16 protein-coding genes, 1 tRNA gene and 2 pseudogenes are annotated in these 24,168 nt (G+C 28.3%); 9 read left to right on the top strand and 10 right to left on the bottom strand.

Annotation, left to right across the window (positions count from 1 at the left end; translation table 11 throughout):
* Positions 1-105 precede the first annotated feature (105 nt).
* The 4 genes and pseudogenes from FMAG_RS05940 to FMAG_RS05925 form a co-directional block, all read right to left on the bottom strand.
* Complete coding sequence (locus FMAG_RS05940) at positions 106-3,159, bottom strand: UvrD-helicase domain-containing protein (protein WP_005884972.1); 3,054 nt, start codon at positions 3,157-3,159, stop codon at positions 106-108.
* The gene (locus tag FMAG_RS05935; protein WP_005884969.1) at positions 3,159-5,777 is read right to left on the bottom strand and encodes a PD-(D/E)XK nuclease family protein; all 2,619 of its coding nucleotides are present in this window, start codon (positions 5,775-5,777) and stop codon (positions 3,159-3,161) included. The genes FMAG_RS05940 and FMAG_RS05935 overlap by 1 nt, the downstream gene beginning before the upstream one ends.
* Positions 5,778-5,786: 9 nt before the next feature.
* A pseudogene (locus FMAG_RS05930) lies at positions 5,787-7,135 on the bottom strand (MATE family efflux transporter).
* 22 nt (positions 7,136-7,157) lie between these two features.
* On the bottom strand, positions 7,158-8,477 hold the full coding sequence (locus FMAG_RS05925; protein WP_005884967.1) for a hemolysin family protein: 1,320 nt from the start codon (positions 8,475-8,477) through the stop codon (positions 7,158-7,160).
* Between the two features lie 201 nt (positions 8,478-8,678).
* Here FMAG_RS05925 and FMAG_RS05920 point away from each other — a divergent pair, with 201 nt between their 5' ends.
* The 5 genes from FMAG_RS05920 to FMAG_RS05900 all read left to right on the top strand — a co-directional run bounded on the left by FMAG_RS05920 (position 8,679) and on the right by FMAG_RS05900 (position 11,909).
* Positions 8,679-9,392 (top strand): sulfite exporter TauE/SafE family protein, encoded by a 714-nt coding sequence (locus tag FMAG_RS05920; RefSeq protein WP_005884965.1) that lies wholly within the window; start codon positions 8,679-8,681, stop codon positions 9,390-9,392.
* Between the two features lie 12 nt (positions 9,393-9,404).
* The gene (locus FMAG_RS05915) at positions 9,405-10,313 is read left to right on the top strand and encodes a DMT family transporter (RefSeq protein ID WP_005884962.1); all 909 of its coding nucleotides are present in this window, start codon (positions 9,405-9,407) and stop codon (positions 10,311-10,313) included.
* Positions 10,314-10,387: 74 nt separating this feature from the next.
* Positions 10,388-10,723 carry a zinc ribbon domain-containing protein YjdM gene (locus FMAG_RS05910; RefSeq protein WP_005884960.1) on the top strand — a complete coding sequence of 112 codons (336 nt, stop codon included), beginning with the start codon at positions 10,388-10,390 and terminating at the stop codon, positions 10,721-10,723.
* Positions 10,724-10,905: 182 nt separating this feature from the next.
* Positions 10,906-11,583, top strand: coding sequence for an AzlC family ABC transporter permease (locus tag FMAG_RS05905; protein WP_005884958.1), 678 nt, complete (start codon positions 10,906-10,908; stop codon positions 11,581-11,583).
* Positions 11,584-11,585: 2 nt separating this feature from the next.
* Positions 11,586-11,909 (top strand): branched-chain amino acid transporter permease, encoded by a 324-nt coding sequence (locus FMAG_RS05900; RefSeq protein ID WP_005884957.1) that lies wholly within the window; start codon positions 11,586-11,588, stop codon positions 11,907-11,909.
* Positions 11,910-12,012: 103 nt separating this feature from the next.
* On the opposite strand, the gene FMAG_RS05895 is transcribed toward FMAG_RS05900, so the two are convergent.
* On the bottom strand, positions 12,013-13,719 hold the full coding sequence (locus tag FMAG_RS05895; protein WP_005884955.1) for a flavocytochrome c: 1,707 nt from the start codon (positions 13,717-13,719) through the stop codon (positions 12,013-12,015).
* Between the two features lie 223 nt (positions 13,720-13,942).
* On the bottom strand, positions 13,943-15,610 hold the full coding sequence (gene hcp / locus FMAG_RS05890; RefSeq protein WP_005884953.1) for a hydroxylamine reductase: 1,668 nt from the start codon (positions 15,608-15,610) through the stop codon (positions 13,943-13,945).
* A gap of 167 nt (positions 15,611-15,777) precedes the next feature.
* Between hcp and FMAG_RS05885 the strand changes: the two genes are divergently transcribed.
* A tRNA-Leu gene (locus tag FMAG_RS05885) sits at positions 15,778-15,863 on the top strand.
* 179 nt (positions 15,864-16,042) lie between these two features.
* Here the strand turns inward: FMAG_RS05885 and FMAG_RS05880 are convergent.
* Positions 16,043-17,521 (bottom strand): IS1182 family transposase, encoded by a 1,479-nt coding sequence (locus FMAG_RS05880; protein WP_005884952.1) that lies wholly within the window; start codon positions 17,519-17,521, stop codon positions 16,043-16,045.
* Positions 17,522-18,042: 521 nt separating this feature from the next.
* Between FMAG_RS05880 and FMAG_RS05875 the strand changes: the two are divergent.
* The 3 genes and pseudogenes from FMAG_RS05875 (at position 18,043) to FMAG_RS14065 (ending at position 20,178) form a co-directional block, all read left to right on the top strand.
* A pseudogene (locus tag FMAG_RS05875) lies at positions 18,043-19,316 on the top strand (SidA/IucD/PvdA family monooxygenase).
* The gene (locus tag FMAG_RS14070) at positions 19,313-19,819 is read left to right on the top strand and encodes a DMT family transporter (protein ID WP_261660736.1); all 507 of its coding nucleotides are present in this window, start codon (positions 19,313-19,315) and stop codon (positions 19,817-19,819) included. Before FMAG_RS05875 ends, FMAG_RS14070 begins: the two are co-directional and overlap by 4 nt.
* Positions 19,820-19,824: 5 nt before the next feature.
* A complete protein-coding gene (locus FMAG_RS14065; RefSeq protein WP_229771602.1) occupies positions 19,825-20,178 on the top strand; it encodes a DMT family transporter in 354 nt (117 codons plus the stop codon).
* A 167-nt stretch (positions 20,179-20,345) separates the two neighbouring features.
* Here FMAG_RS14065 and metK read toward each other — a convergent pair whose 3' ends face one another.
* From metK to FMAG_RS05855, 3 genes are all read right to left on the bottom strand, one after another.
* Positions 20,346-21,500, bottom strand: coding sequence for a methionine adenosyltransferase (metK, locus tag FMAG_RS05865; protein WP_005884950.1), 1,155 nt, complete (start codon positions 21,498-21,500; stop codon positions 20,346-20,348).
* A gap of 67 nt (positions 21,501-21,567) precedes the next feature.
* Positions 21,568-22,872 (bottom strand): opine metallophore biosynthesis dehydrogenase, encoded by a 1,305-nt coding sequence (locus FMAG_RS05860; RefSeq protein WP_005884948.1) that lies wholly within the window; start codon positions 22,870-22,872, stop codon positions 21,568-21,570.
* A 3-nt stretch (positions 22,873-22,875) separates the two neighbouring features.
* Positions 22,876-23,652, bottom strand: coding sequence for a nicotianamine synthase family protein (locus FMAG_RS05855; RefSeq protein ID WP_005884946.1), 777 nt, complete (start codon positions 23,650-23,652; stop codon positions 22,876-22,878).
* Between the last annotated feature and the right edge of the window lie 516 nt (positions 23,653-24,168).

The following is a 24,168-nucleotide window of genomic DNA, read 5'->3' as shown; positions in this document are numbered from 1 at the left end:
TTTAAGAAATTTACTATGAGAGAGAATAACATTCAAAAATGACAATATTATACTGATAAAGAAGTCATTCTTGAATTATTAATTTCTTAAATTGCAATAGCTCCTTTACATATCTAACTCTATATACTCAGTAATTATTTCAAACTCCTCTATATCTCTTCCATTTCTTTTTACTCTCTCTATCATTGACAACTTATAATTTTCTAACTGCTCCTCATCATACTTACCTGTTTTATAGTCAGCTATATAGATAATCCCTTTTTCTTTCTCTGTTGGTAGCTTTATCATCAATCTATCTATTCTAAAATTTCTATTCTCTCCATCTATTTTAAGATATGTTGGATACTCTCTATATATAAAGTCCCAATGGGTATCAAAAATATTTCTACATCTCTCATAAATATAATCTATATTCTCTTTAGAAAGTAACTCATTCATCTCTTTTTCCCCAACTACAGAGATATATTTAGCATAGGTAAGCTTTTTAGATAGCTCTATCTCTTTTTCTTCCCAATGTAAAATATTTTCTAAGAAATAGTGTATAATTATTCCTCTTACTCTTTTTCCTTCTATCTGAAGAGTATGAGAATATATCTTATTTATTCCCTCTCTTTGATTTTCCTCTTTATCACTCTTATGGGCAACTATTGGAGTAGAGAGTTTCATATCATATTCTATTCCTTTTAAATTATCTTCTTTTTCTACCTTGTTTAAAATTACCTCTCCTCTATCTCTATTTTTTAATAAAGTTGCGAAATTAGAATTTTCTATATCCTCTATCTTTTCTACCACTACAAAAATATTATTTTTAGGACGAGTAAGAGCAACATAGAGATTATTTATCTCCTCGTGCTCCCATTTCAATCTCTTTTCCTCTAGATAATCTATCTCTTCTACACTTTCTAAAATATTATTAAATTTATTATCTGTTATCAGATAAGATTTTACTTGGGAATAGTTTTTATCCATCTCAAAATAAAACTCCATTCCCTTATCTCCACTATTTCTTGGTTTACTAGGAATAAAATAAAATAGTGTATCAAACTCTAATCCTTTAGATTTATGAATTGTCATAAGAGAGATTGTATTACTACTTCCAGCTGATATCTTTTTAAATTTCTCTTTTTGATTATTTTCCTCGTATTCAATCAGAAAATCATTAAAATATCTATACTCCTTAAGCAGTTTATAAAATCCAAAGATATTTAAAGTATCTTCATCATTTTGAAATCTATTTCCAATCCCTATTCTAAGTAACATCTCATAGGTTAAAAACTCTGTTTCTCCACAGTGATTAGTATAATTTATGTAGATATCCTTTAAAGTAGAAAAAATATCCTCTTCTATATCAATAGAGCCATCACTGTACAAATAACTCTCTACCTCATCTCTTTTTTTAATTATCTCTTTTAAAGTCGGAGCTGAGATATTTACTAAATCTGAACGTAAAAAATCTAGTAGTGATAAAAAATCTTTTTTTACAAGCCAAGAGATAAGAGCATAGATTCCACCTATTCCTCTGCTCTCTATTATACTTGTATCAGACTCTAAAGTATATGGTATTCCTCTCTCTCCCAATGAAAAAGCTATTCTCTCTAAAGTTTTTTTAGTTCTAGCCAAAATTCCTATACCACTGTAATTAGTTGAGAAGTTTTTCTCTATCTCATCTATCATAACTTCAAGAGTCTCTCTCTCCTCTTCTTCAGTAAGAAGTTTTATAAAACCTGACTCTTCACTCTCTCTATACCCTACACTATTAAATTTCCAATCACAATTAGGAGGATATACATCTACACTTTTATCAGCTATATCCCTAAAGACTTCATTTGTATACTCTACTATATTTTTTTTACTTCTAAAGCAGGTATCTAACTCTTCCTCTTCTCCATCTATTATCTGAGCAAGATTTTCAAAAAGTTTTTTCTCTCCTCCTCTCCAACCATAGATACTCTGTTTCTCATCTCCTACACAGATGATATTCTCACTCTTATCTAAGATATTTTTCAGTATTCTCCACTGTAAAATACTTGTATCTTGGAATTCATCTATAAATACACTTCTAAGTCTACCATCTATAATCTCAAAAAATTCCTCAGTAAGCCCATTTTCATCTATAAATCCAAGCTCTTTTTCTTCTAAATATTTAAAGGTATAGTTATTTATATCTGTATGAGTAAATCTCTTCTCTCTAAATTTTATCTCATCATAGATAGTATAGATTTTCTCAATGGTTTGCAAAAGTTTCTCCTCATATGGAATTACAAGTCTGTTGTACATCTCTCTTCCAAGATTATCTTTAAACTCCACATATAGATAGTTTAAATCCTCAAGTTGAGAGTCTATATCCCCTTTTTTAGATTTTACCTTCACACCACTCCAAAATTTATCCTTAAGAAAAATATTATAATTTTCCTTTAAATACTCTCCCTTATCCTTTGAAGAAAAATATCCCCTATAATCTTTTTTTACCAAATCATCAAAGGGCTTTCCCTTTATCCCAGCTATCTCTTTTAAAATCTCTTCCTGCTTTTCTAGTATTGGAAGAGCTGGTTTATAATCAAGAGGTTCTTTCTTTTCTAAATTTTTTCCTAGGAGAATCATCTTCCATCTTTGATTTATAATATTTCTAATAAGCTCCACATACCTATCCATATCTTTTTCGCTATTATCCTCTAAAAAACTTTTAAAAAGGTTGAAGTCCTCTCTATTTTCAAAAAGTTTTTCAAAGGTTCTAATAAGGATTTTCCTATTCTCCTCTTCATCTACTATCTCATATGAGTAGATTTTTAGATATGGAGCTATTGCCTTTTTAAAGATGGTATTAGTAAATGAGTCTATTGTGTAGATTTTTAATTTATCTTTATTCTCAACAATATTTTTATAAATCTTTTTTACTTTGGATATCTCAAAAGAAAAAACATCTCCATATATATTTTGAAGATTTTTCTCTATCTCAACTCTTTTCTCTTCACTTTCACAAATCTCTTTTAAAAATTTTAAAATTCTCTCTTTAATCTCTGCAGTGGCTTTTTTTGTAAATGTCATTACCAAAATATCTTTAAAATCTATTCCCACCATAAGAGAGGCTATATATTCAAGAGATAATCTATATGTCTTTCCTGTTCCAGCACTTGCCTTCAATATCAATTTTTTTCCCATTACTCTCTACCTCTTCCACAGATATTATAATACTCACAGGTTGTACAAGGCGTTTTCTTCTCTGCCCTCATATATTCTTGAGAGTCTACAAAATTTTTTATATTTTCCTCTAATTTCTCCCTTGTAAGAACTACCTTATCCTCTCTCTCTATCTTTCCTTTCCAAGCATTAAATACCAATTTTTTAGCTTGTCCAGACTCTCCATACAGTATTATTGTATAGTAATCTAACTGTCCATCTTGCTTATTTCCCGTCTTATAATCTATTATCTCGTTACCTATCTCACTCTCTATTACCAAATCTGCTCTTCCTCTCAGATATACATCTATATCTCCAGAATAAAATGGAGTATTTTCATAGGAACTCTTCTCACTTTGAAATCTTTTAATAGCTATCCCCTCATAGTTTGCTTTTAAATCTTTAAAAAATCTCACTATATTTCTACTTATTATAGGTATCATTATTTCTTCAGAATAGTTGTCCATATGTAGAGGTATCTTAGCTCTCTCCTTTTTAAAAGCTTTTTTCATTCTTTCTTCCACTTCAGAATACTCTACCTCTCCTATTCCATCTTGTAAAACTTTTTTCCAAATAGAGTTTACATACTCTTCTAAAACTTTATGCACTATTATTCCTAAGACTCTACTACTGATATCTTTATCCTCATATTTTAGACTATGAGTTAATCCCTCTATATTAGAGAAATAAAAACTAAGTGGACATTTTATAAGATTATCATAGTCATAAGCTCCTATTTGAAGTTTTCCCTCTTTGAAATCCTCAGAATCTTTTATGTATCTTTCATCACTACTTTGAGAATATCCCAACTCCACCCCTACTAGAGATTTTTTTAGCATATTGATACTATTTCTATTTTGTACAGGAGTTTTTAAAAGAGGTAGGGAGTATTTCAATATTATCTCCTCTAAAAATGGAGATATCTCTACACCTTTCTCTTCATCTTTCTTAGTAAAGATTACACAATCTTTTCCGCTAAATATAGCTTGAAAAAATCTATATCTCTCTATCTCTCTTTTCTCCTCTTTTGTGGTAATACCTAGTTCTTTTCTCTGCTTCTCTGTTAAAATTAGATTATCATTTAAATTTTTAGGTAGATACTCATCTGTTATATTTAAAAAATAGTTGATATCCTTATGCTCCTCACTATATCTTACAAAGTCCATTCCCTTTATAAGAACGATATCTTGTCCATATTTTATATTACTCTTTATTGTTAAATCCTTCATATATTGGATAAGAAGTCTATAGAGAGATATTCCCATCTTATCTCCAAAATACTCATTGAAATTAGAGTGAATTTTCATTACCTCATTACTTTTTATTATCCCAAATATTTCAAAAAATTTATCAAAAATATCTGTATTATCCAGATTCTCCTCAATAAATCTTTCCATCTTTATATGCTCTTTAAAATAGATATATAGCTCATTGGTATTGGAAATATAGGTAATACTCTCTATATCAAAGATAATCTCATTTAATTTCTCTAAAAAATCCAGTGGCATATTTTTCTCAAACCACTCCTCTTGTAAGATTTTTCTTGAGATATACTTATACCCTTCCATAGCACAACTATTTAAAAGATTAAACTCCACTTCACTTATATTATAATAATCTTTAAATATTCTCTCTTCAAAAGCAGAAAGAAACTTAGAGATTTGATAGACTCTTCCTAACTTTCCCTCTTCACTTGATATTATATCTAACTGAATATTTAAAAATTTATATAGTTTTGTATCGTTCATTGTAAAATTTTGTGATGGAACAAAGTAGCTAGGAAAGATTTTTGAGAAAATATTTCTTTCAGGAGCTGGAGAGTATATCTCATATTTTTCTATTTTTTTTAGATAAATCAGCGATAAAGCCTCTTCTAACTCATCTTTAAATTGATATATCTCTATATTTTTTATTTTCTCTGGAATGGTTACTCTATTTATTTTAAACTCTTCCTCATTAAAATCTCCCTTTTTCATCTGTATAGCTATCTCTATATCTTTTTTACTGCTCAACTCTTTTATAAGCTCTATATATATTTTAGGAAACTCCACCATATCTACAAATATTATCTTACTAAAGTTCTCTAACCATATATCTCTATAATTTTCTCTTCTCTCTAACCAATCACTTGGAAGATAGTTATACTCCTCACACAATTTATCAAAGAATTTTTTTATCTCTGAAAAATATCCTAAATATTTTTTTTGCCAATGGGAATATTTACTTAACTCTTCTACCTCATTCACCAATAGCTCTCTATAATAAGTAAAAAAATTGTTAGCTATATCTATCACATCATAGTAAGTAACTATCCCTAGCTCATCTTTTATATTTTGTGGTATACACTTGAAAAAGGCTAAGATTCTCTTAGCCTCTTTTAAAATAATTTTATCTGTATAAAAAATTCTATCCTTGAACTCTTCCATAGTTATAAGAGTTGCTGACTCCTCAAAGAGCTTTTCTGACATCTTTTTAGAAAAGATATCCTTCATTCTGTTATCTGAAAATATATAGAGCTTTTCTCTTTCCTTTTCATCTTTTCTAGAATAAACATCTATGAATTTTACTCCATAATCTATATATCTAAAATTTATACCCATACACCTCTCCTATACACTTACATAGCTCCATTTTCCTTTTTTGAATACTCTATAACAAGCCATACTTCTGAAAGCCAAGTCTATTGTCATAACTATCCAAGCTCCAGAAAGTCCTGTATCTATCTTATATAGGAAAAAATATGTAAGTGGTATTCTTATTACATACATACCTATTGTAGTTATCCAAAGTACAGCCTTTGTATCTCCAGCTCCTCTTAAACAACCACTCAAAACCATTGATACAGCTTGGAAAGGTTGACAGATAGAAACAAGTCTAAGTGCTACTGTTGCCATCTCCTTTATCTCTGGCTCATCAGTAAACATATAGATAATAGTTCCTGGCAAGATAAAAAACATCAACCCAAATATTGACATAGCAAATATAGCCAAAGTTGTAGTAGCTAATGCATCTCTATGGGCGTCTTTAGCCGAACCTTTTCCTAATTGTTGTCCTACTAGAGCTGTTCCAGCCACAGCAAATCCAAATCCCATATTATATGAAAATGATTCAGCTGTAAGAGCTATCTTGTGAGCTGTATATGCCATAGTTCCCAAGGATATTACCATCATCTCAAATATTAACATACCAATTCTAAATACCCCTTGCTCAATAGCTGCTGGTATTCCAACTTTTAAAATTCTTATGGACATCTTCTTATCAAAAACTTTTAATTTTGTAAAGGTATAGATACCCAAAACCTTTTTGTAAAGAATGTGGTGTATATAAAGATACAAGTTATCATTCCACGAGAAATTGTTGTAGCTATTCCAGCTCCCATTACTCCCCAACCAAATACGAAAATAAATAGATAGTTAAATAAAATATTAGAAAAAATACTTAAAATATTAGCTATCATTGGCATATTGGCCTTAGATATAGACCTATAAGCAGCAAAAAATACCACATTAAAACATAGAAATGGCATACCCAATAGAACTGTTGAATAGTATTGGTTTGTCATAACTAAGTTCATATCATCTGCTCTTCCTACTAGCTCCAATGTTTTCTCTCTAAATATAAAAAGAAGTAAAGTGATTCCCAAAGAGATCGGAATAGAGAGTATCAAACTTTGAGCTAAAGCATTTTTCCCCTCTTTTCTATCTCTAGAACCATAGGCACGACTTACTAGAGCAGTAGTACCTATACTTACAGCAAAAAAGATAGGAGTTACAGCATTCAATGGGGCATTTCCTACTCCAACAGAACTAATAGCCTCTGGTCCAAGCCTACCAACCATAAGCATATCAAAAAATCCCAATAGTGTCTGTGCAAATAAATCAGCAATAGCTGGTAGAGCTATTGTCATAATAGCAGCAAATACCTTTTTATTCCTTCTCCACTCTTTTAACAAATCCATTTGTAATCATCTCCCAAATTCTTTAGTTAATATTTTCTGTACTATTTTTTCTAGTTACTAAAAGTTGGTCTATCTTAAATCTATCTACATCTACCACTTCAAATGTATAATTTTCAAAATCTACTACAGCTCCTTTTTTAGGTATACTTTTCAACATATACATCATAAATCCTGCAATAGTTTCATATGTATCCTCTTCAGGAAATTTTTCTATATCATCTAAAACTTTTTTTACATCCTCTACTGGAGTAGCTCCATCTATAAGCCAAGAGCCCTCTCCTCTAGCTATTATCTGTTCATCAAAATTTTGATGTACTATATCTCCCATAAGAGTATTAACTACATCATTTAAAGTAATCAATCCCACTACTAATCCATATTCATTTAAAATTATAGCAAAGTCATCTCTTGCTTCGTTAAATCTATCTAAGGCTTCTGATAAAGTCAAAGTATTTGGAATTACTAAAAGATTTTTATTATAAATCCCTTTAATATTTTTTAATCCCTCTACTTCCCCATTTAATATTTTAGGTAAAATATCTTTAGAGCTTACATATCCCAATATTGAATCTATATCATTTTCACAAACTAAAAATTTTGAGTGAGGGTTATTAGCTATTTTATCCTTTATACTCTCCTCTTCCTCATTTATAGTTAAATATACTATACTATCTCTAGTTGTCATTATAGAGGATACCCATCTTGACTCCAATTCAAAAATATTTTCTATAAGTGAGTGTTCTTTTTTCTGTACTACTCCTGCTTCTGCTCCAGCATCTACCATAGCAAAAATATCATCATATGTAATACTCTCCTCTCTTACCAAAGGAATTCCAAAAAGCTTAAAAATAAAATTTGCTGTCCCATTAAAAATTAAGATAAGAGGTTTTACTATCTTTATCAATACACTCATAGGAGCAACTATCACTGTGGATATTTTCTCTGGTGATACCATTGCCATACGTCTTGGCACTAAATCTGCAAACTCTATAAAAAATCCTGTTATCAATAGAAAAGATATCACTTCCCCTATAAATTTAGAATTTGATGAAAGTGCTGGGATATACCCTTGGATAAAACTCTCTATATATGGTGCTGCTATTCCATCTCCCACTATACCTGCTAATATAGATACAGCATTTGTCCCTATCTGTACAGCTGTAAAAAAATCTCCAGATGCACGTTGTATCTTCATTACCTTTAAAGCGTTTTTACTTCCCTCATCTGCCATCACTTGTAATTTTAATTTTCTAGCAGAAGCGAGAGATATTTCACTTATTGAGAGGAACATACAAATCCCCATCAATATTATTATCAAAAAAATTCTCATTCCTATACTCATATTACTCTCCTTCTCTAATAAAATTTAAATTTTTAATATTTCACTTTAGAGGAGAGAGGTCACTGTTACAATTAAAATATGGTTTATCTTCATAAATTTCTCCTTACTCTCTATAAAAAAAATATTTTTTATGCTACAATACTTCTGTAATATAATTATAACATATTTTAAAAAAACTTGCATTGAATTTAAGGAGGTTTGATGTCGTATTTAGAGATTTTAGGAATGATAGGATTGGGGCTTGGGTGTGGCCTAAGTAAATTAGGAATACCAGCTGCTTTAGTATTTTCTCCTATCTTAGCTAGTGTATATGGAGGAAAGGCATCTGCTGGAATAATTATTATTCCAGTTATTGTCTCTGACCTTATAGTTATGTATCTATATAGAAAAGATGTAGAAAAAAAAGTACTATTTAAAATACTTCCTCTTACAGTTTTAGGAATTATTGTAGCTGTTATCTTTGGTAACAATATCTCTGATGAGATTTTTAAAAAAAGTATGGGAATCATTATCTTAATTATAGGTACTCTCACTTTATTAAAAAGTCTTAAAATAGATTTTTCAAAATTAAGTTTTCTTTTTGGATTTTTAGGAGGAATAGCTGCTTTTATTGGAAATGTTTCTGGTCCAATGATGAGTATATATCTTCTTAATATTAAAATGGATAGAGATAAATTTTATGGTACAAGAACTTGGTTTTACTTTATAGTAAATATTATCAAGGCAACTTTATATGTTTTAGTTTTAAATAATATCCATCTTGAAACTTTTAAACTTACAAGTGTAGCTATCCCATTTGTTTTTGTGGGAGTTTTTGCTGGAAAATATTTTGTTGAAAAAATGAATCAAAATGTTTTTGAAAAATTTATTCTAATTGTTAGTTTAATAAGTGGTTTAAAATTAATATTTTTTTAATGAGGAGAAAAAATGATTATAAAAGAGAAAGAAAATCAAATAGCAGCTTTAATCTACATTCTTTTTATGGGATTTGGTTATCCGCTCATTCGTTATATAAGCACAATTTTTCAAACAGTTAATACTAATGCTCTTATGTTTTTAGCTGGAGGATTACTTTTTATATCTGTTTCAAGTTTTAAATTTAAATCTGAACTTTTGAAATTGAAAAATAATTTTAGATTATTTCCAAGACTTATACTTATAGCTTTTCTTACAGCAGGAAATATGTATTGTTTTGTAGGGGGACTTAGTAAAACTTCTGCTCTTGCTGGAAGTATATTTGGAATTTTAAGTATGCCTTTTTCTGTTATTATTGCTGGAATAATATTTTTAGATGAGAGAGAAAAAATAAAAGAGCTTCACTTTATTTTTGGTGGTATTATTGCTCTTTTAGGTTCATTTATCTTTGTTTTAAATGGAGCTAATAAAAGTTCATCTAGTTCAGATTTTTTAACAGGAATACTTCTCCTTGCTGGAACAGTAATCATACAAGCAATACAAAGTTTTGTGGTAAAAGATACAGCTAAACATATACACTCTATGGTTATCAGTAGTTGTTCATCTATATTGACAAGTATTCTATTTTTTACTATCTCCATTTTCAGTGGAAATATTACAGAGTTACTCTCTGCTTCTGCTGATAAAATTGTAATAGTTCTTCTTACAGGAATGTACTCAATATTTGTAGGAATGGTTATGACTTTCTTTATCATACAAAAACAGGGAGTAGTAGTTCTAAATGTTTTAAAACTTACTATCCCTCCTGCCACTGCTATTATAGGATATCTTTTCCTACATGAAAAAATTAGCTTAATTCAAGGATTAGGAGCTGCTCTTGTACTTGTAGGTTGTATTGTAGCTCTTAGAAGAAAGAAGTAAACTAATTTTGTATTTGAAATTATATATTTTCTATGATATAATAGGTAGAATTAATTTAAAAACGGAGGAAATAAATGTCATTACCAAATTGTCCAAAATGTAATTCTGAATATGTATATGAAGATGGAAACTTATTAATTTGTCCAGAATGTGCTTATGAATGGACTTTAGAAAGTGAATCAGAAGAGGAAGAAACAAAAGTTATAAAAGATGCCAATGGAAATATCTTACAAGATGGAGATACAGTTACTGTAATAAAAGATTTAAAAGTTAAGGGTAGCTCTCTTGTTGTAAAAATAGGTACTAAGGTAAAAAATATTCGACTTGTAGATGGTGATCATGACATTGATTGCAAAATTGATGGAATTGGAGCTATGAAATTAAAATCTGAATTTGTTAAAAAAATTTAATAAATCTTAATTATAAAAAGAGTTATTCTGGTTAATGTTGCTACCAGATAATAGCTCTTTTTTTATTTACAGTTATCTAATTTTTATTTGATTTTTAGAATTTACACCCCTTCATTTTTATGCTAAAATATTAAATTATCTGATATAATTTTTAATTTTATTTTATCAAAAGGGGAGATTTTATGAAAGAGTTTAATTTTGCTATCAAACAAACCTTTCCTATATTTTTTACTTATCTTTTTATAGGAATAGCTTTTGGAATTTTGATGGGAGATGCTGGTTATCCACCTTTTCTATCACTTGTAGCTGGATTTTTTATCTATGCTGGTTCATTACAAATAGTTATGGTTTCTCTGTTACAAGCTCATGCTCCGCTTATTACAGTAGCTATTATGAGTTTTTTTATCAATGCTCGTCATATTTTTTATGGGGTAGCTTTCATAGAAAAATTTCGTAAAATGGGTTGGAAATATCCATATATGGTTTTAACCTTAACTGATGAAACATACTCTATTCTTTGTTCTGTAAAGTATGAAGAAAATTTAGATAGAGAAAAAGTAGATTTCTATATCTCATTTGTAAATCACATGTATTGGATTTTTGGTTGTATATTAGGAAGTTATTTAGGGAATTTTATTCCTTGGGATATGAGAGGAATTGATTTTTCAGCAACAGCTTTTTTCCTATATATAGTTGTTAGTCAATGGAAGAATTGTAAAAGTAAAATCCCTGCTCTCACTGGATTATTTTCCTCTCTCTTCTTCTACATTATTTTAGGAGCAGATAGGTTTTTAATCCCAGCTTTATCTCTGACAGTAGTTATTTTGACAATTTTAAAAGAAAAAATTGGAGTGGAGTAATTATGGAAAATTTAACATATATAATCTTAGTAATTTTCATAGCAGCTATTGTAACTTGGCTCACTAGAGCAATCCCTTTTCTAATCTTTGGAAATAGAGAGTTACCAGAAAAAGTAAAATATCTAGGTGGAGTTCTCCCACCTGCTATTATGATTATTTTAGTAGTTTATTGCCTACGTAATATAAATTTTAAAAATATCAATAGTTTTCTTCCAGAGTTAATAGCTTGTATAGTTGTTATAATCTCACCTAAATTAAAATTAAATATGTATATGACAATTATTCTAAGTACTTTTTGTTATATGCTTTTAATTCGTATAATTTAATATTAAAATAATCTTAGAAATTTAAAAAATCAAGAATAACTTTCATTTCATTATTCTTGATTTATTTTACTTTATTTTAATTTCTTAAATTATAACAGCCTTTTTATTTTGTTACTTTAGAATATTCGGCTGCACTTTCTCCAGCTATTTTTCCAAATACAGTTATATCTGTCATAGCGTTTCCACCTATTCTATTTGCTCCATGTACTCCACCAGTGATTTCTCCAGCTGCATATAATCCTTTTATTACTTTTCCATCAGCTGTTAAAACTTCAGCAGAAGTATTGATAGAAACTCCTCCCATTGTATGGTGCACAGCAGGTGAAACCTCAATAGCATAGTAAGGAGCTTTTATTAGCTCTCTAGGTAGGATGTTTTTATTAAACTCAGTATCTTTTCCAGCTTTTACATATTCATTGTATTGTTTCATAGTTGCAACAAGATTTTTTCCGTTGATTCCAACTTTTTTAGCTAATTCTTCTAAACCATTTCCAGAGATAGCATATCCTTTATTGATATATCCATTGATAGCTCCAAGTTTTTCTCTTACTGTCTCATCAAATACTAAGAAAGCACTCTTTCCTTCTTGCTCTAATTCAGCTTTAGAAACAACGTCTCTAGTCTCTAATTCATTAATAAATCTCTTACCATCTCTATTTACAAGGATAGCTCCCTCTCCTCTTACAGCCTCAGTTATCATAGCTGTATTGTTGTGTACAACAGTAGGGTGAGTTTGGATTTCAGTCATATCTACTAGTGCTCCACCAACAGATTCAACCATAGTAATTCCCTCTCCAGTGATAGCAGGGCTATTTGTTGAACCAAATCCTTTTAATTCAGGCTTATATTTTTCTACCATTGCAGGGTTAGCTCCAAATCCTCCAGTTGCCATTACCACTGCCTTAGCTTTGATAGTATAAGTTTTTCCTTTGTGTTCTACTTTAACTCCTACTACTCTATCTCCCTCTTTTAGTAACTCTTTTACTGTGCTTTCAGTTCTAATATCTATTCCTTGTTTTTCAGCTGTTTCAGAAAGAGCAGCAACTATCATAGGTCCTACAGCTTTTCCACCAGTTGGTCTATGGATTCTTTTTACACTTTGTCCTCCTGTATAAGTAACCTCTGTTAAATCAGCTCCTCTATCTACTAACCAAGTGATTATCTCTCCAGAATTCTCTGTCATAGTTTTTAATAATTCAGGATTATTTTTATTTTTTCCACCTTTTAAAGTATCTTGATAGAATAATTCAGCACTATCCTCTACTCCTAATTTCTCTTGTAATTTTGATTCAGCAGCATTGATTCCAGCAGTTGCGTAGTTAGTATTTCCTCCTAACATAGCCATCTTTTCAAGAAGTATTACATTTACTCCCTTTTCTTTAGCAGAGATAGCAGCTGTAAGTCCAGCTCCTCCCCCACCTACTACTACTACATCTGTTGTTGTGTCAGCTACTACTACCTCTTCAGCTTTAGCTGGAGTCTTAGCTTTTAAAGTGATTCCAGCAGCAGCCACAGCAGCATCTACAGCCTCTTTTATTCCTTCACAAGTATATGTTGCTCCAGCTACATTGTCAACTTCTGTACTTTGAGCGGCAACTATGTCTTTAGTTATTTGTTTCATTGCCTTTTTAGTAAAGTTAGTTTCTTCATGTTCTACTACTTCTACATTAGTAATTTCATTCCCCTCATAAGTAACTTTTACTTTAATATCCCCTTTATATCCGCTACCAATACCTTCAACAGTAGCTCCATAAGTTGTTGTAAAAAGAAGAGATAATGCAGATATCATGCATATCAGTCTTTTTTTCATAAAAAATACCTCCCAATTATTTTATTATATATTACATGTATTATAATTATAATATATTCGTAAATAGTTGTCAATGATTATAAAATGTTATTAATGTAGTTTTTTAATAAAATTAATTTCTTATTTTTTCTTAAAAGTAAAATTATAATTTCTTTAAGTAAAAAAAGAAGAAAGCTCTATACTTTCTTAGTGAAATATATAGTAAACTTTCTTCTAAAATAAATTATACTAAATCAAACTTTTTTAAATCTTCATCTACAGTAGTAATTCCACCTATTCCAAAATTTTCTACTAAAACTTTGGCTACATTTGGTGATAGGAAAGCTGGTAAAGTTGGTCCTAAGTGAATATTTTTTACTCCTAAGTATAATAGAGCTAGTAAAACTATTACAGCTTTTTGTTCATACCAAGCTATATTATATACTATTGGTAATTCATTTACATCATTCAATCCAAATACCTCTTTTAATTTTAGAGCTATCACAGCTAATGAGTAAGAGTCATTACATTGTCCAGCATCTAATACTCTTGGAATTCCATTTATATCTCCTAAATTTAGTTTATTATACTTATATTTAGCACAACCAGCTGTTAAAATTATTGTATCCTTTGGTAATTTCTCAGCAAACTCTGTGTAGTAATTTCTACTTACCATTCTACCATCACAACCAGCCATTACTACAAATTTTCTAATTGCTCCAGATTTTATATTCTCTATAACAGTATCTGCTAAAGATAGAACTTGATTGTGAGCAAATCCTCCAACTATCTCTCCTTTTTCTAATTCAGTAGGAGCTTGACAAGTTTTTGCTAACTCTATTATTTCAGAAAAATCTTTTGTTCCATCTTCATTTACTTTTACTTTTTTCCATCCTGGATATCCAGCAGCATTAGTTGTAAATACTCTATCTTTGTAACTTGCTTCTGCTGATGGAGGAACTATACAGTTAGTTGTAAATACTATTGGACCATTAAATTTTTCAAACTCCTCTTTTTGTTTCCACCAAGCATTTCCATAATTTCCAAAGAAATGAGGATATTTTTTTAACTCTGGATAGTAATGTCCTGGTAACATCTCAGAGTGAGTATAGATATCTACTCCACTATCTACACTTTGCTCTAGTAATTGTTTTAAATCATTTAAATCATGTCCAGATATTAATATTCCTGGTCTTGTCCCTACTCCTATATTTACTTTTGTAATTACTGGATTTCCAAAAGCAGAAGTATTTGCTTCATCTAATAGAGCCATAACTTTTACTCCATAGCTTCCACACTCTAATACAAGTGCTGTTAACTCTTCTCCTGTTAGAGAATCATCTTCAGTTGCTAATAACCCCTTTTCTATAAAAGCAAATATCTCATCTTGAGTTTTTCCTAAATTCATAGCATGCTCAGCATAAGCACTCATTCCTTTTAATCCATAGATTAATAACTCTCTAAGAGATTTTACATCTTCATTTTCTGTTCTTAATATTCCTACTTTTTTCTCATTAGAAAACTCTACTATCTCCTCATCAGTTTCTGCTTGCCAATTTACTAAATGAGAAAACTTTTCTACCTCTTTTTTATTTTCTTCATTTAATGATAACTCTAACTCTTTTCTAATTTTTATTCCTTTTCTTATCTCTTCGATTATAGCATTATCATCAAAGTTAGCGTTTGTAATTGTTATAAATAGAGAATTGATTAAGTATCTATTTATCTCTTGTGATACTTTTCCCTCTTTTCTAAGAATTGAGCTATAAAGAGCTACTCCCTTTGTTGTATATATTAATAGATCTTGTAATTTTGCTGTCTTTGCTGTTTTTCCACAAACTCCTATTACTGTACATCCTTTTCCTTGAGCTGTTTCTTGACATTGGTAACAAAACATTTTATTATTACACATATTCTCCTCCTGTTATCTGAATTTTTCTTTACTTAGATAGGTATATAATACTCTATTTTTTAAAAAAAATCGGTAACCTATGTTACCAAATTTAATATTTTTTTGATAGATAAAAAATCTATTGACAAACTCCCTAAAATAGTATATCATAAATGAATAAAGTAGATGCCTGGATGGCGGAATGGTAGACGCGACGGACTCAAAATCCGTTTCCCCTAAAGGAGTGAGGGTTCAAGTCCCTCTCTAGGCACCACTAATAAATATAGTGTGATAATTGGGGGGCTGTTGCAAATTAATGATTTTTAATCATTAGTTTGCAACATTTTTTATTTTGATGTAAAAAAATAGAAATCATTTTATTGATTCCTTAAAATTTTTCATATCTTATTTATTTTTAGGCAATACAAAAAAACATCCCTCTTTTTTTATTTTTTACGCCCTTTTTAAAGGATGAAGTGTTGTTCCTTTTTTATTAGTTTTTCCTCTTTGGATTAAGCGATTTAAATTATACCCTAGACAAAATAAGCAAATTTCTCTTAATACTCTATTTTTTCCTCGAACTTTTAATTTTCTTAATTTCATATTTTCTTTTAAAACTGCAAATGCTCCCTCTACTTGAATACTTCTATTCATTCTTAAACATTTGCCATAAGCGCTTGATATATTTTCTTGAGATTTTTTAGATAACATTCTAAACTTTACATTGTAACCTATTGTCTTTTGTGTTTCTGGATTAAAAAAATATTGTCTTTTCCCATTTTTACTTGAATAAAGAAATTTTAATTCTAAACCATCTTTTCTAAAAAGTTTGTTTTCTTCATAGTCATATATTAAATTTTCAACTTTATTTAAATCTTTTTTAAATTTTCTAGTTTTTAATTTTTCAAAATATATTGGCTTTATGTATGAAGTATATCCTAGTTTTTCTAAATATTCATAATTGTCTATACTTTCATAGCCAGCATCAGCTACTATATTTTTAATATTTAAATCTAGTAATTTGATTTTTTCCAAAAAAGGAATTAGAGTTTTTGAATCAGAAGGATTTGAAAAAATATCATAAGCACAAATATATTCACTTACAACTCCAATTTGCAGATTATATCCTGGTTTTAATTGTCCATTTCTCATGTAGTCATCTTTCATTCTCATAAAAGTAGCATCTATATCTGTTTTTGAATAGCTGTTTCTCTCTTTTAAATTTTGAAAATGTTTTGAATATTTTTCATATCTTTCTAAATATTCAGCGCATAGTTCAAAATATTTTTGTTCTTTTGATTTTCGTTTTCCACGTCCATGAACAAAATTAATATTTAAATTTTCAAGATAATGATAAATTTCAAAAAAAGAAGATAAATTAGAATTAAATTCTTGATTGAAATCAAGAACAAGAGCTTGAATTTTATCATTAAGTTTATTCCAATAATTTTTGACAGATTTTTTCCAAACGAAAGAATATCTATTAGCATAGGCTTCAATTTTAGTACCATCAATGTAAATATTATCAGTAGAGATATCTTCCATTTTAAAAATTTTTTTAATAAATTGTTCAAATAGATCAGGAAGTAAATGCTCAATTTTATTCAAAAATCTAGAAATAGTAGAATGATCAGGAAGAGTAGAATCTTGTAAAAGAAATCTAAACTTAATATTTTCTAGACAAGCATTTTCAATATCACGAGTAGAATAAATACCTCTAGAATAAGCATAAAGAATGATAGCAAACATTCTAACAGGATGTACCTTAGTTTTGTAAGAAAATACTTTCAAAAGTTTAGTAAAATCCATATCCACCAAAATGGCGCTAAGTTTTCTTACAGGGTCATCCTCAGAAATATGATATTGTAAAAGATTAAAAATTTTAGGTTGAATTAAATTAAAATACGTGTTATTATTAATTGGGTTTTTCATAGGTATATTGTATTAGAAATTTGAAAAAATTTCGAGTACTTTATACCTTTTTTAATGTAAAAAGAAAAAAGCTAAAGAGAGAAAAAAGCTCTTCAGCTAATTTCAAAGGTTTGGGCTATTTAAATTTGCAACAGCCCCATTTTTTATAATTATAATATTTTTATTTAAAATCTACAAATATAATTTTAAGATTTTTTATGTCTTTATAATTAAGAGGTAAATTTTAAGGAAAAATTTTAAAAGTATTATCTATTGTCAATATACTGAAACTTCAAATTTTTGTACTTATTCTGTAATGATAATTTATGATACTTGGGTAGAGAAAGCAAAAAATGAAAAAGAAAATAACAGAGGTTTAGAATTATAAATAGAGAAATTTAGACTAGAGTAGATGAAGAGGAAGATTAAGAATTTATATAAAAATATAAATATTAAAAATAAAAGTTGGATATAAAAATATAATATATTATATTAATAAAGTATATTTTTATTTTTAAATAATTTGTATATGGAGGGATAGAATGATATTTGATTTAGTTGGCATTGGAGCAGGACCATTTAATTTGAGTTTAGGAATACTTCTTAAGGATACTGCATTAAAAAGTTTATTTTTGGATAAAAAAACAGATTTTTTTGGCATCCTGGAATGAAATTAAAATTTGCAACTATACAAAATAGTAATTTGAAAGATTTAATAAGTTTGGTTAAACCTACAAGTGAATATTCATTTTTTAATTTTTTATATGAAACAGGAAGATTAGAATCACATATAATTGCAAATTTTTCATTTACTTTAAGATGGGAATATGAGCAATATATTCAGTGGGTAATTTCTAAATTAGATACAGTAAGGATGGGTAATGAAGTTAAACTTATAAAAGAATATGAAGAAGGATTTGAGATTATTTTAAAAAATGATATTCAAAAACCTATTTTTGCTAAAAATATTTCTGTGGCTCTTGGGGTCAAACCACTTATTCCAGAATTTCTTGAAAATAATTTAAATGAAAGAATATTCCATAATAGTGAGTATCAGTTTCATTCAAAAAAAGGAGCCAAAAATATTCTTATTGTAGGGGGAGGTCAAAGTGCCCTTGAAATAGTAGTTGATTTATTCAATGATAAAAATAGTGATATAGAGTCAATTACAATGGTTTATCGTGAACCATTCACACATCAGATGGAAGATTCTCAATTTGCAGAAGATAAAATTTATACAGAAATGGGATTAAGTAATTTTTATAAACTTCCTTCTGAATTAAAAGAAAATCTTAATAAACAATATCGTTTTGCAAGTGATGGAGCATCCCCTCATACTATAGAAGAAGTTTATCAGATATTATATGCTAATAGATACTCAAAGATAGGAAAACAAATAAAATTTAATATATATAGTGAATGCTCAGTTTGTGATGTAACTGAAACTGATAAAGATTTAGATATTAAAGTAACTATAGAGAATATTTATTCTAAAAATCAAAAGATTATATCTGCTGATATGATAATTTTAGCAACAGGATATAAACAATACTTCCCTAAAGAAATTTTTTCAGATGAAATATTATCAAAAATAAAAAAAGATGATAATTATAATGTTTGTATTTCAGAAAACTATTCTTTAGAATACGAAGGAAAAGGGAAAATATTTTATTTGAATGGTGGAAAACATACACATGGTGTTGTTGACCCTAATTTATCTTTAAATGCTTCTCGTGCAAGAAAAATTGTATTATCTCTTGATAAGACATTTCCTAAACCAGTAAAACAAGACACAATTTTTGGAGGAACTATATGATATATCTCTTAATAGCTGTATTTTTATGGGGAACATCATTTATTGCTGGTAAAATTGCTTATGATATGCTTGATCCATCTTTAGTTGTTGCAATTAGATATGTACTTGCAAGTATAATTTTACTGCCTATGACTGTTTCTTTTATACATAAAGAAAAGGGAAATTTTAATAAAAAAGATTTTTTCTTGTTAATTCTTTTAGGAATTTTAACATATCCTCTCACTTCAATGTTACAGTTTATAGGGCTAAGTTTTACTTCAGCTTCAAGTGCAACAACAGTTATAGGTATTGAGCCTGTTATGATAACAATTGTTGGATTTATATTTTTTAAAGAAAAAGCCTCTCCTATTGTTTTCTTATTAGGTATTGTTGCTTTTTTTGGTGTAGCATTAACAGTAGGTGTTTCAGCACTTGAAAATGTATCTTTCTTTGGATGTTTTTTGGTATTTTTATCTACTATAGTTGTTTCTTTTTGGGTTAGACTTTCAAAAAAAAAATACTAAAGAAAATGAACTCAAATTATTATACAGCATTGACTATTCAATTAGGAACATTGTTTGCTTTGCCAATAATGTTATTTTTAGTTAAAAGTTGGGAAGTGCACTATTCATTGAAAGGGGTTATAGTTCTTTTATATCTAGTTGTTGGCTGTAGTATAGGTGCAGGATGGTTTTGGAATAAAGGGCTTGAAAGGAGTGAAGCAAGTAAAAGTGGATTATTTCTTGCCTTAGAACCAGTCTTTGGTATTTTGCTTGCTGTTTTGATATTAGGAGAGAAACTCAATTTTCTTTCAATAATTGGAATTATTTTAGTAATTTTATCTGCAACAATTTGTATGATACTTCCAAAAGAAGAATCTTAAAAATATTAATAGTTTTTTAATTACAAAAAATTTATATCATAAAATCTTAGAATATTATTTACAGAAAAAGAGAGCCTATTGTGAAAATTTTTAAAAAATCTACAATTGGCCTTTTTATATAAATAAGAAGTTGTTAGATTTAAAAATAAATATTATTTAGAAAATAATTAACATTTATTGGTGTATTTTATCAATTCTTCAACTTTGTTCAATCTTTCCCAAGGAGTATCAATATCAGTTCTTCCAATATGTCCGTAAGCTGCTAAATTTTGATATTTGAATTTTCCTTCTCTCAATTCAAGAGCTTTTTCTATTCCTCTTGGAGATAAATCAAAAATTTTTGAAATAGCCTCAGAAATTTTATATTCATCAACTTTTGAAGTACCAAAAGTTTCAACTTTAATAGATACAGGGTGAGGAACACCTATTGCATAAGATAATTGAATTTCACATTTATCTGCAAGATTGGCTGCCACAACATTTTTAGCCACCCATCTAGCAGCATAAGCAGCTGATCTATCAACTTTTGAAGGATCTTTACCAGAGAAAGCTCCTCCACCATGTCTAAAATATCCACCATAAGTATCAACTATAATTTTTCTACCAGTAACACCTGTATCTCCATGAGGTCCTCCAATTACAAATCTTCCAGTAGGATTGATATAGTATTTTATATTTTCAGAACTTAAATTATATTTTTCTAAAACTGGTTTAACAACTTTCTCTATAACAGTTTTTTCAATTTCGTTATGTGCAACATCTTCATCATGTTGTACTGAAACAACTATAGAATCTACATGATCAATTTTTCCATTTTCATCATAAGCTAAAGTAACTTGTGATTTTTGATCTGGTCTTATCCATTTTATTTCTTCATTTTTCATCATATTAGTAAGTCTAACTAATATCTCTCTTGATAAGACAAGTGCAAGAGGCATAAGTTCTTCTGTTTCTCGAACAGCACCACCAAACATTATTCCTTGATCACCAGCACCACCGATATCAACGCCCATAGCAATATCTGGTGATTGTGCATGAATACTATTTAAAACTCCACAGTTAGAATCAAATCCCATTCCAGGTTTATAACCAATTTCATCTATTTTTTTTCTAACTATATCTTGTACATCTATATATGTTGAAGTTGTTATTTCTCCTCCTACAACAACTAAACCAGTAGTACAAAAAACTTCACAAGCAACTCTTGAATTTGGATCATCTTTTAGACAAGCATCTAAAATGGAATCGGCTATTTGATCAGAAATTTTATCAGGATGTCCAGGAGATACAAATTCTGATGTAAAGTAATTAAAATTTTTCATTCTTTTCACTTCCTTTTTTTAATATTATGATCTTTAATAATAAATATGTTAAATAAAATAATTTAAATTAAAGAATAAAATTATTTATATAAGAATATAAATTTTTAGCTTCATCTCCTCTTTGATGAAGATAGCTACTTTCATTAATATTTTCTATTCCTTTTTCTGAAAGTAAGCCATTATAAAATAATTCATATTTTTTTAAACACTTCTCCATTGTACTATTTGTTGTATTATAATATTTGCTTAAATAAAATAATAAATTTAATTTTGAATAATCTTCAGTAGGTCTACGTGGGATACACCATTTATTATTTTTATCTAAAAATATTTTAGAATATTCCACTTTTGAAAAATCAAAATACTTCCCTTCTTCATCAGGAACTGAATAAGGATCTATTAGGATACAACAATATCTTACATAAAGAAGAAATATCTGCTCATTTTTTGGCTTGTCCATAAAACTTTTAATTTCATCTATATGTAAAGATTCTTCCAATACAGGATAGCTATCATTTAAAAATTCTAATAAATTAAAGGTTTCTATTTTCATTTTTTTATATAATTCCATAATTTCATGGTATAAATTAACCATGTCTTGAATAGAATATTTTGTAATAGGTCCTTCTGGATATAGCTTATAAATATATCTTTTTTGAGGATCTTTAAGAAAAATTTGATTTAAACTTACATCATTAAATAAGAATGGTGAATGAACAAAAATAGTTATATTTTTAGATTCAGCTATAAGTGGATTTTTACAAATAACTCCTTCTATTTCCATATTTTTTAGATATTTTACCCATTTTAAAATTTCTGTATCATTTACATTAGTGGAAGCAAGATAAATCTTCCCTTTTAAGGCATTAATAATAATTTTAGTATAAGTTCCTTCTGCTAAATTAGTTGCTCCAAAATAATTAGAAAAACTAATAATATTAATATCATCTCTACCTCTTTTTTCTAACAGAATTTTAATAAAATAAGCAGAACTTAATTCTGGTGAAACTAAAACAATTGTTTTCAATTTTTTTAGTGAGGTAAATTGGATATTTTCCAATAAGTCAGAGTAAGCATCACAAGGAGTTGCTAAAATAAAAGTTTCCCATTCATCTAATATTTCTTTATAGTTTTGAATAATAGGTTTTACTTCAGTATTCCCATAAGCAATTAGTGGTAATTCAGTTTTAACTTTCCCTTCTAAAATGAATTGTTCTTTTTTCAATTCTTCATAGAATTTTTGAGCTTTTAAACTATCTCTAATTTTTAAACCAACTTTATTAGAACCTTGTTTTCTTAAAGTTAGATATAAATGAAGAGCAACTGGACCATTTCCAAAAATTAACACATTATTAATATTATTATTTTCCATAGCTCACTCCTTTTCTAATAGAAGAGTATCATAAATAAAATCTCTATCTCTAATAACTGTTTTTATAAAAGTTTTTATTTCTTTTTGATATATTGGATAATTGAACAATTCCTTTAATTCATTCCCATAACGTAAAATTAGTTTAGTTGTAGCAGGAATAGTACTACGAATATTTTCTAAAATTTCACATTTTAAAGGAACTAAAGAAGCAATAATAATATGTGAATATTTATTTAAAGGTAAAGAAAATAGGTCATCTTCAAATATAATATTAGGAAATCCTAATTTTATGGCTACTTTTTTTGATAAGTCTAAAGCTTCCTTATCAATATCTACACAAGTAATCTCAGCTCCTGTTTCTTTTATAATAGTGAATGCAGTAATAGGCATAGATCCAGATCCTACAAACAAAATACGATCTTGTGAAGTCATTTTATAATCATGGATTTCTTGTTTTACAGTAAGTTTTAGTTCTTCTCCATATTGAAAACAACTATTAGCATCTTCTAATATCTTTCTAGCTTCTTCTTTTTCAATAATACCAAGTATTTTAGTAGATAAATCTCTAATTGATATAACATATGTTCTAATATCTTTATTTTCAGCAACTTGAAAAAAAGCTAAATGATTCTCTTTCTTTATAATAAAAGAACATAATTCATCTATATTAGTTTTAAGCAGTTCAAAATTCTCCTCTATTTTTGTATTTTCATATAATTTTAGAGATTCTTTCAGTTTAAATTCTAATACTTTTAAATCAAATAATAATGATTTTGACATATTTATCCCCTCCTTATTTGTCAATTTTTTTATTTTTCACAAATAATCGCTTAATTATGAAGATTATTGCCTTTTATTTTAAATTTTTGCATAACAAAATTGAACGTCTCTTTTATTTTTGGGTATGAAGGCTTATTTCTCAAAAATTTTATGGATACTAACCTCCTATTTCTATCTGGTTCTTTGACCTAAATTCCTTCGTTCTGTATCTCCATAATTTGAGTGTCTTTTTGCTCCTTTGCTGAGTTCTTACTCTAATGGTGTGAATATTAGACTTCTGCTCTTATTTGTTTTTTATGTTTATTTTAAATTTAAGCATTTTTCAATGGACGTTTACCTTAAATTTAATTTTTTTAGCTTTTTTAAGCTGCTACAGGTCTTTTTATATCATGTAACATCTTAGTTTCATCATATTTAATTCCTTTTGATAAAATTGTAAAAAATATCCTAATCATTTTACAGCAAATAGCTGTAAGTGCTTGTTTTTTCTTTAGAGGATTATCTTTACGTTCTATA

This window comes from Fusobacterium mortiferum ATCC 9817 (genome assembly GCF_000158195.2).
Lineage (GTDB): Bacteria > Fusobacteriota > Fusobacteriia > Fusobacteriales > Fusobacteriaceae > Fusobacterium_A > Fusobacterium_A mortiferum.
The sequence above is the reverse complement of the archived record's forward strand: the minus strand, read 5'-3'. Positions and strand labels throughout refer to the sequence as shown.

What these genes read in the sequence shown, in the direction of transcription:
- FMAG_RS05940 (WP_005884972.1), bottom strand. Translation starts at nt 3,159, where the DNA reads ATGGGAAAAAAATTGATATTGAAGGCAAGTGCTGGAACAGGAAAGACA.
- FMAG_RS05935 (WP_005884969.1), bottom strand. Translation starts at nt 5,777, where the DNA reads ATGGGTATAAATTTTAGATATATAGATTATGGAGTAAAATTCATAGAT.
- FMAG_RS05925 (WP_005884967.1), bottom strand. Translation starts at nt 8,477, where the DNA reads ATGAGTATAGGAATGAGAATTTTTTTGATAATAATATTGATGGGGATT.
- FMAG_RS05920 (WP_005884965.1), top strand. Translation starts at nt 8,679, where the DNA reads ATGTCGTATTTAGAGATTTTAGGAATGATAGGATTGGGGCTTGGGTGT.
- FMAG_RS05915 (WP_005884962.1), top strand. Translation starts at nt 9,405, where the DNA reads ATGATTATAAAAGAGAAAGAAAATCAAATAGCAGCTTTAATCTACATT.
- FMAG_RS05910 (WP_005884960.1), top strand. Translation starts at nt 10,388, where the DNA reads ATGTCATTACCAAATTGTCCAAAATGTAATTCTGAATATGTATATGAA.
- FMAG_RS05905 (WP_005884958.1), top strand. Translation starts at nt 10,906, where the DNA reads ATGAAAGAGTTTAATTTTGCTATCAAACAAACCTTTCCTATATTTTTT.
- FMAG_RS05900 (WP_005884957.1), top strand. Translation starts at nt 11,586, where the DNA reads ATGGAAAATTTAACATATATAATCTTAGTAATTTTCATAGCAGCTATT.
- FMAG_RS05895 (WP_005884955.1), bottom strand. Translation starts at nt 13,719, where the DNA reads ATGAAAAAAAGACTGATATGCATGATATCTGCATTATCTCTTCTTTTT.
- hcp (WP_005884953.1), bottom strand. Translation starts at nt 15,610, where the DNA reads ATGTGTAATAATAAAATGTTTTGTTACCAATGTCAAGAAACAGCTCAA.
- FMAG_RS05880 (WP_005884952.1), bottom strand. Translation starts at nt 17,521, where the DNA reads ATGAAAAACCCAATTAATAATAACACGTATTTTAATTTAATTCAACCT.
- FMAG_RS14070 (WP_261660736.1), top strand. Translation starts at nt 19,313, where the DNA reads ATGATATATCTCTTAATAGCTGTATTTTTATGGGGAACATCATTTATT.
- FMAG_RS14065 (WP_229771602.1), top strand. Translation starts at nt 19,825, where the DNA reads ATGAACTCAAATTATTATACAGCATTGACTATTCAATTAGGAACATTG.
- metK (WP_005884950.1), bottom strand. Translation starts at nt 21,500, where the DNA reads ATGAAAAATTTTAATTACTTTACATCAGAATTTGTATCTCCTGGACAT.
- FMAG_RS05860 (WP_005884948.1), bottom strand. Translation starts at nt 22,872, where the DNA reads ATGGAAAATAATAATATTAATAATGTGTTAATTTTTGGAAATGGTCCA.
- FMAG_RS05855 (WP_005884946.1), bottom strand. Translation starts at nt 23,652, where the DNA reads ATGTCAAAATCATTATTATTTGATTTAAAAGTATTAGAATTTAAACTG.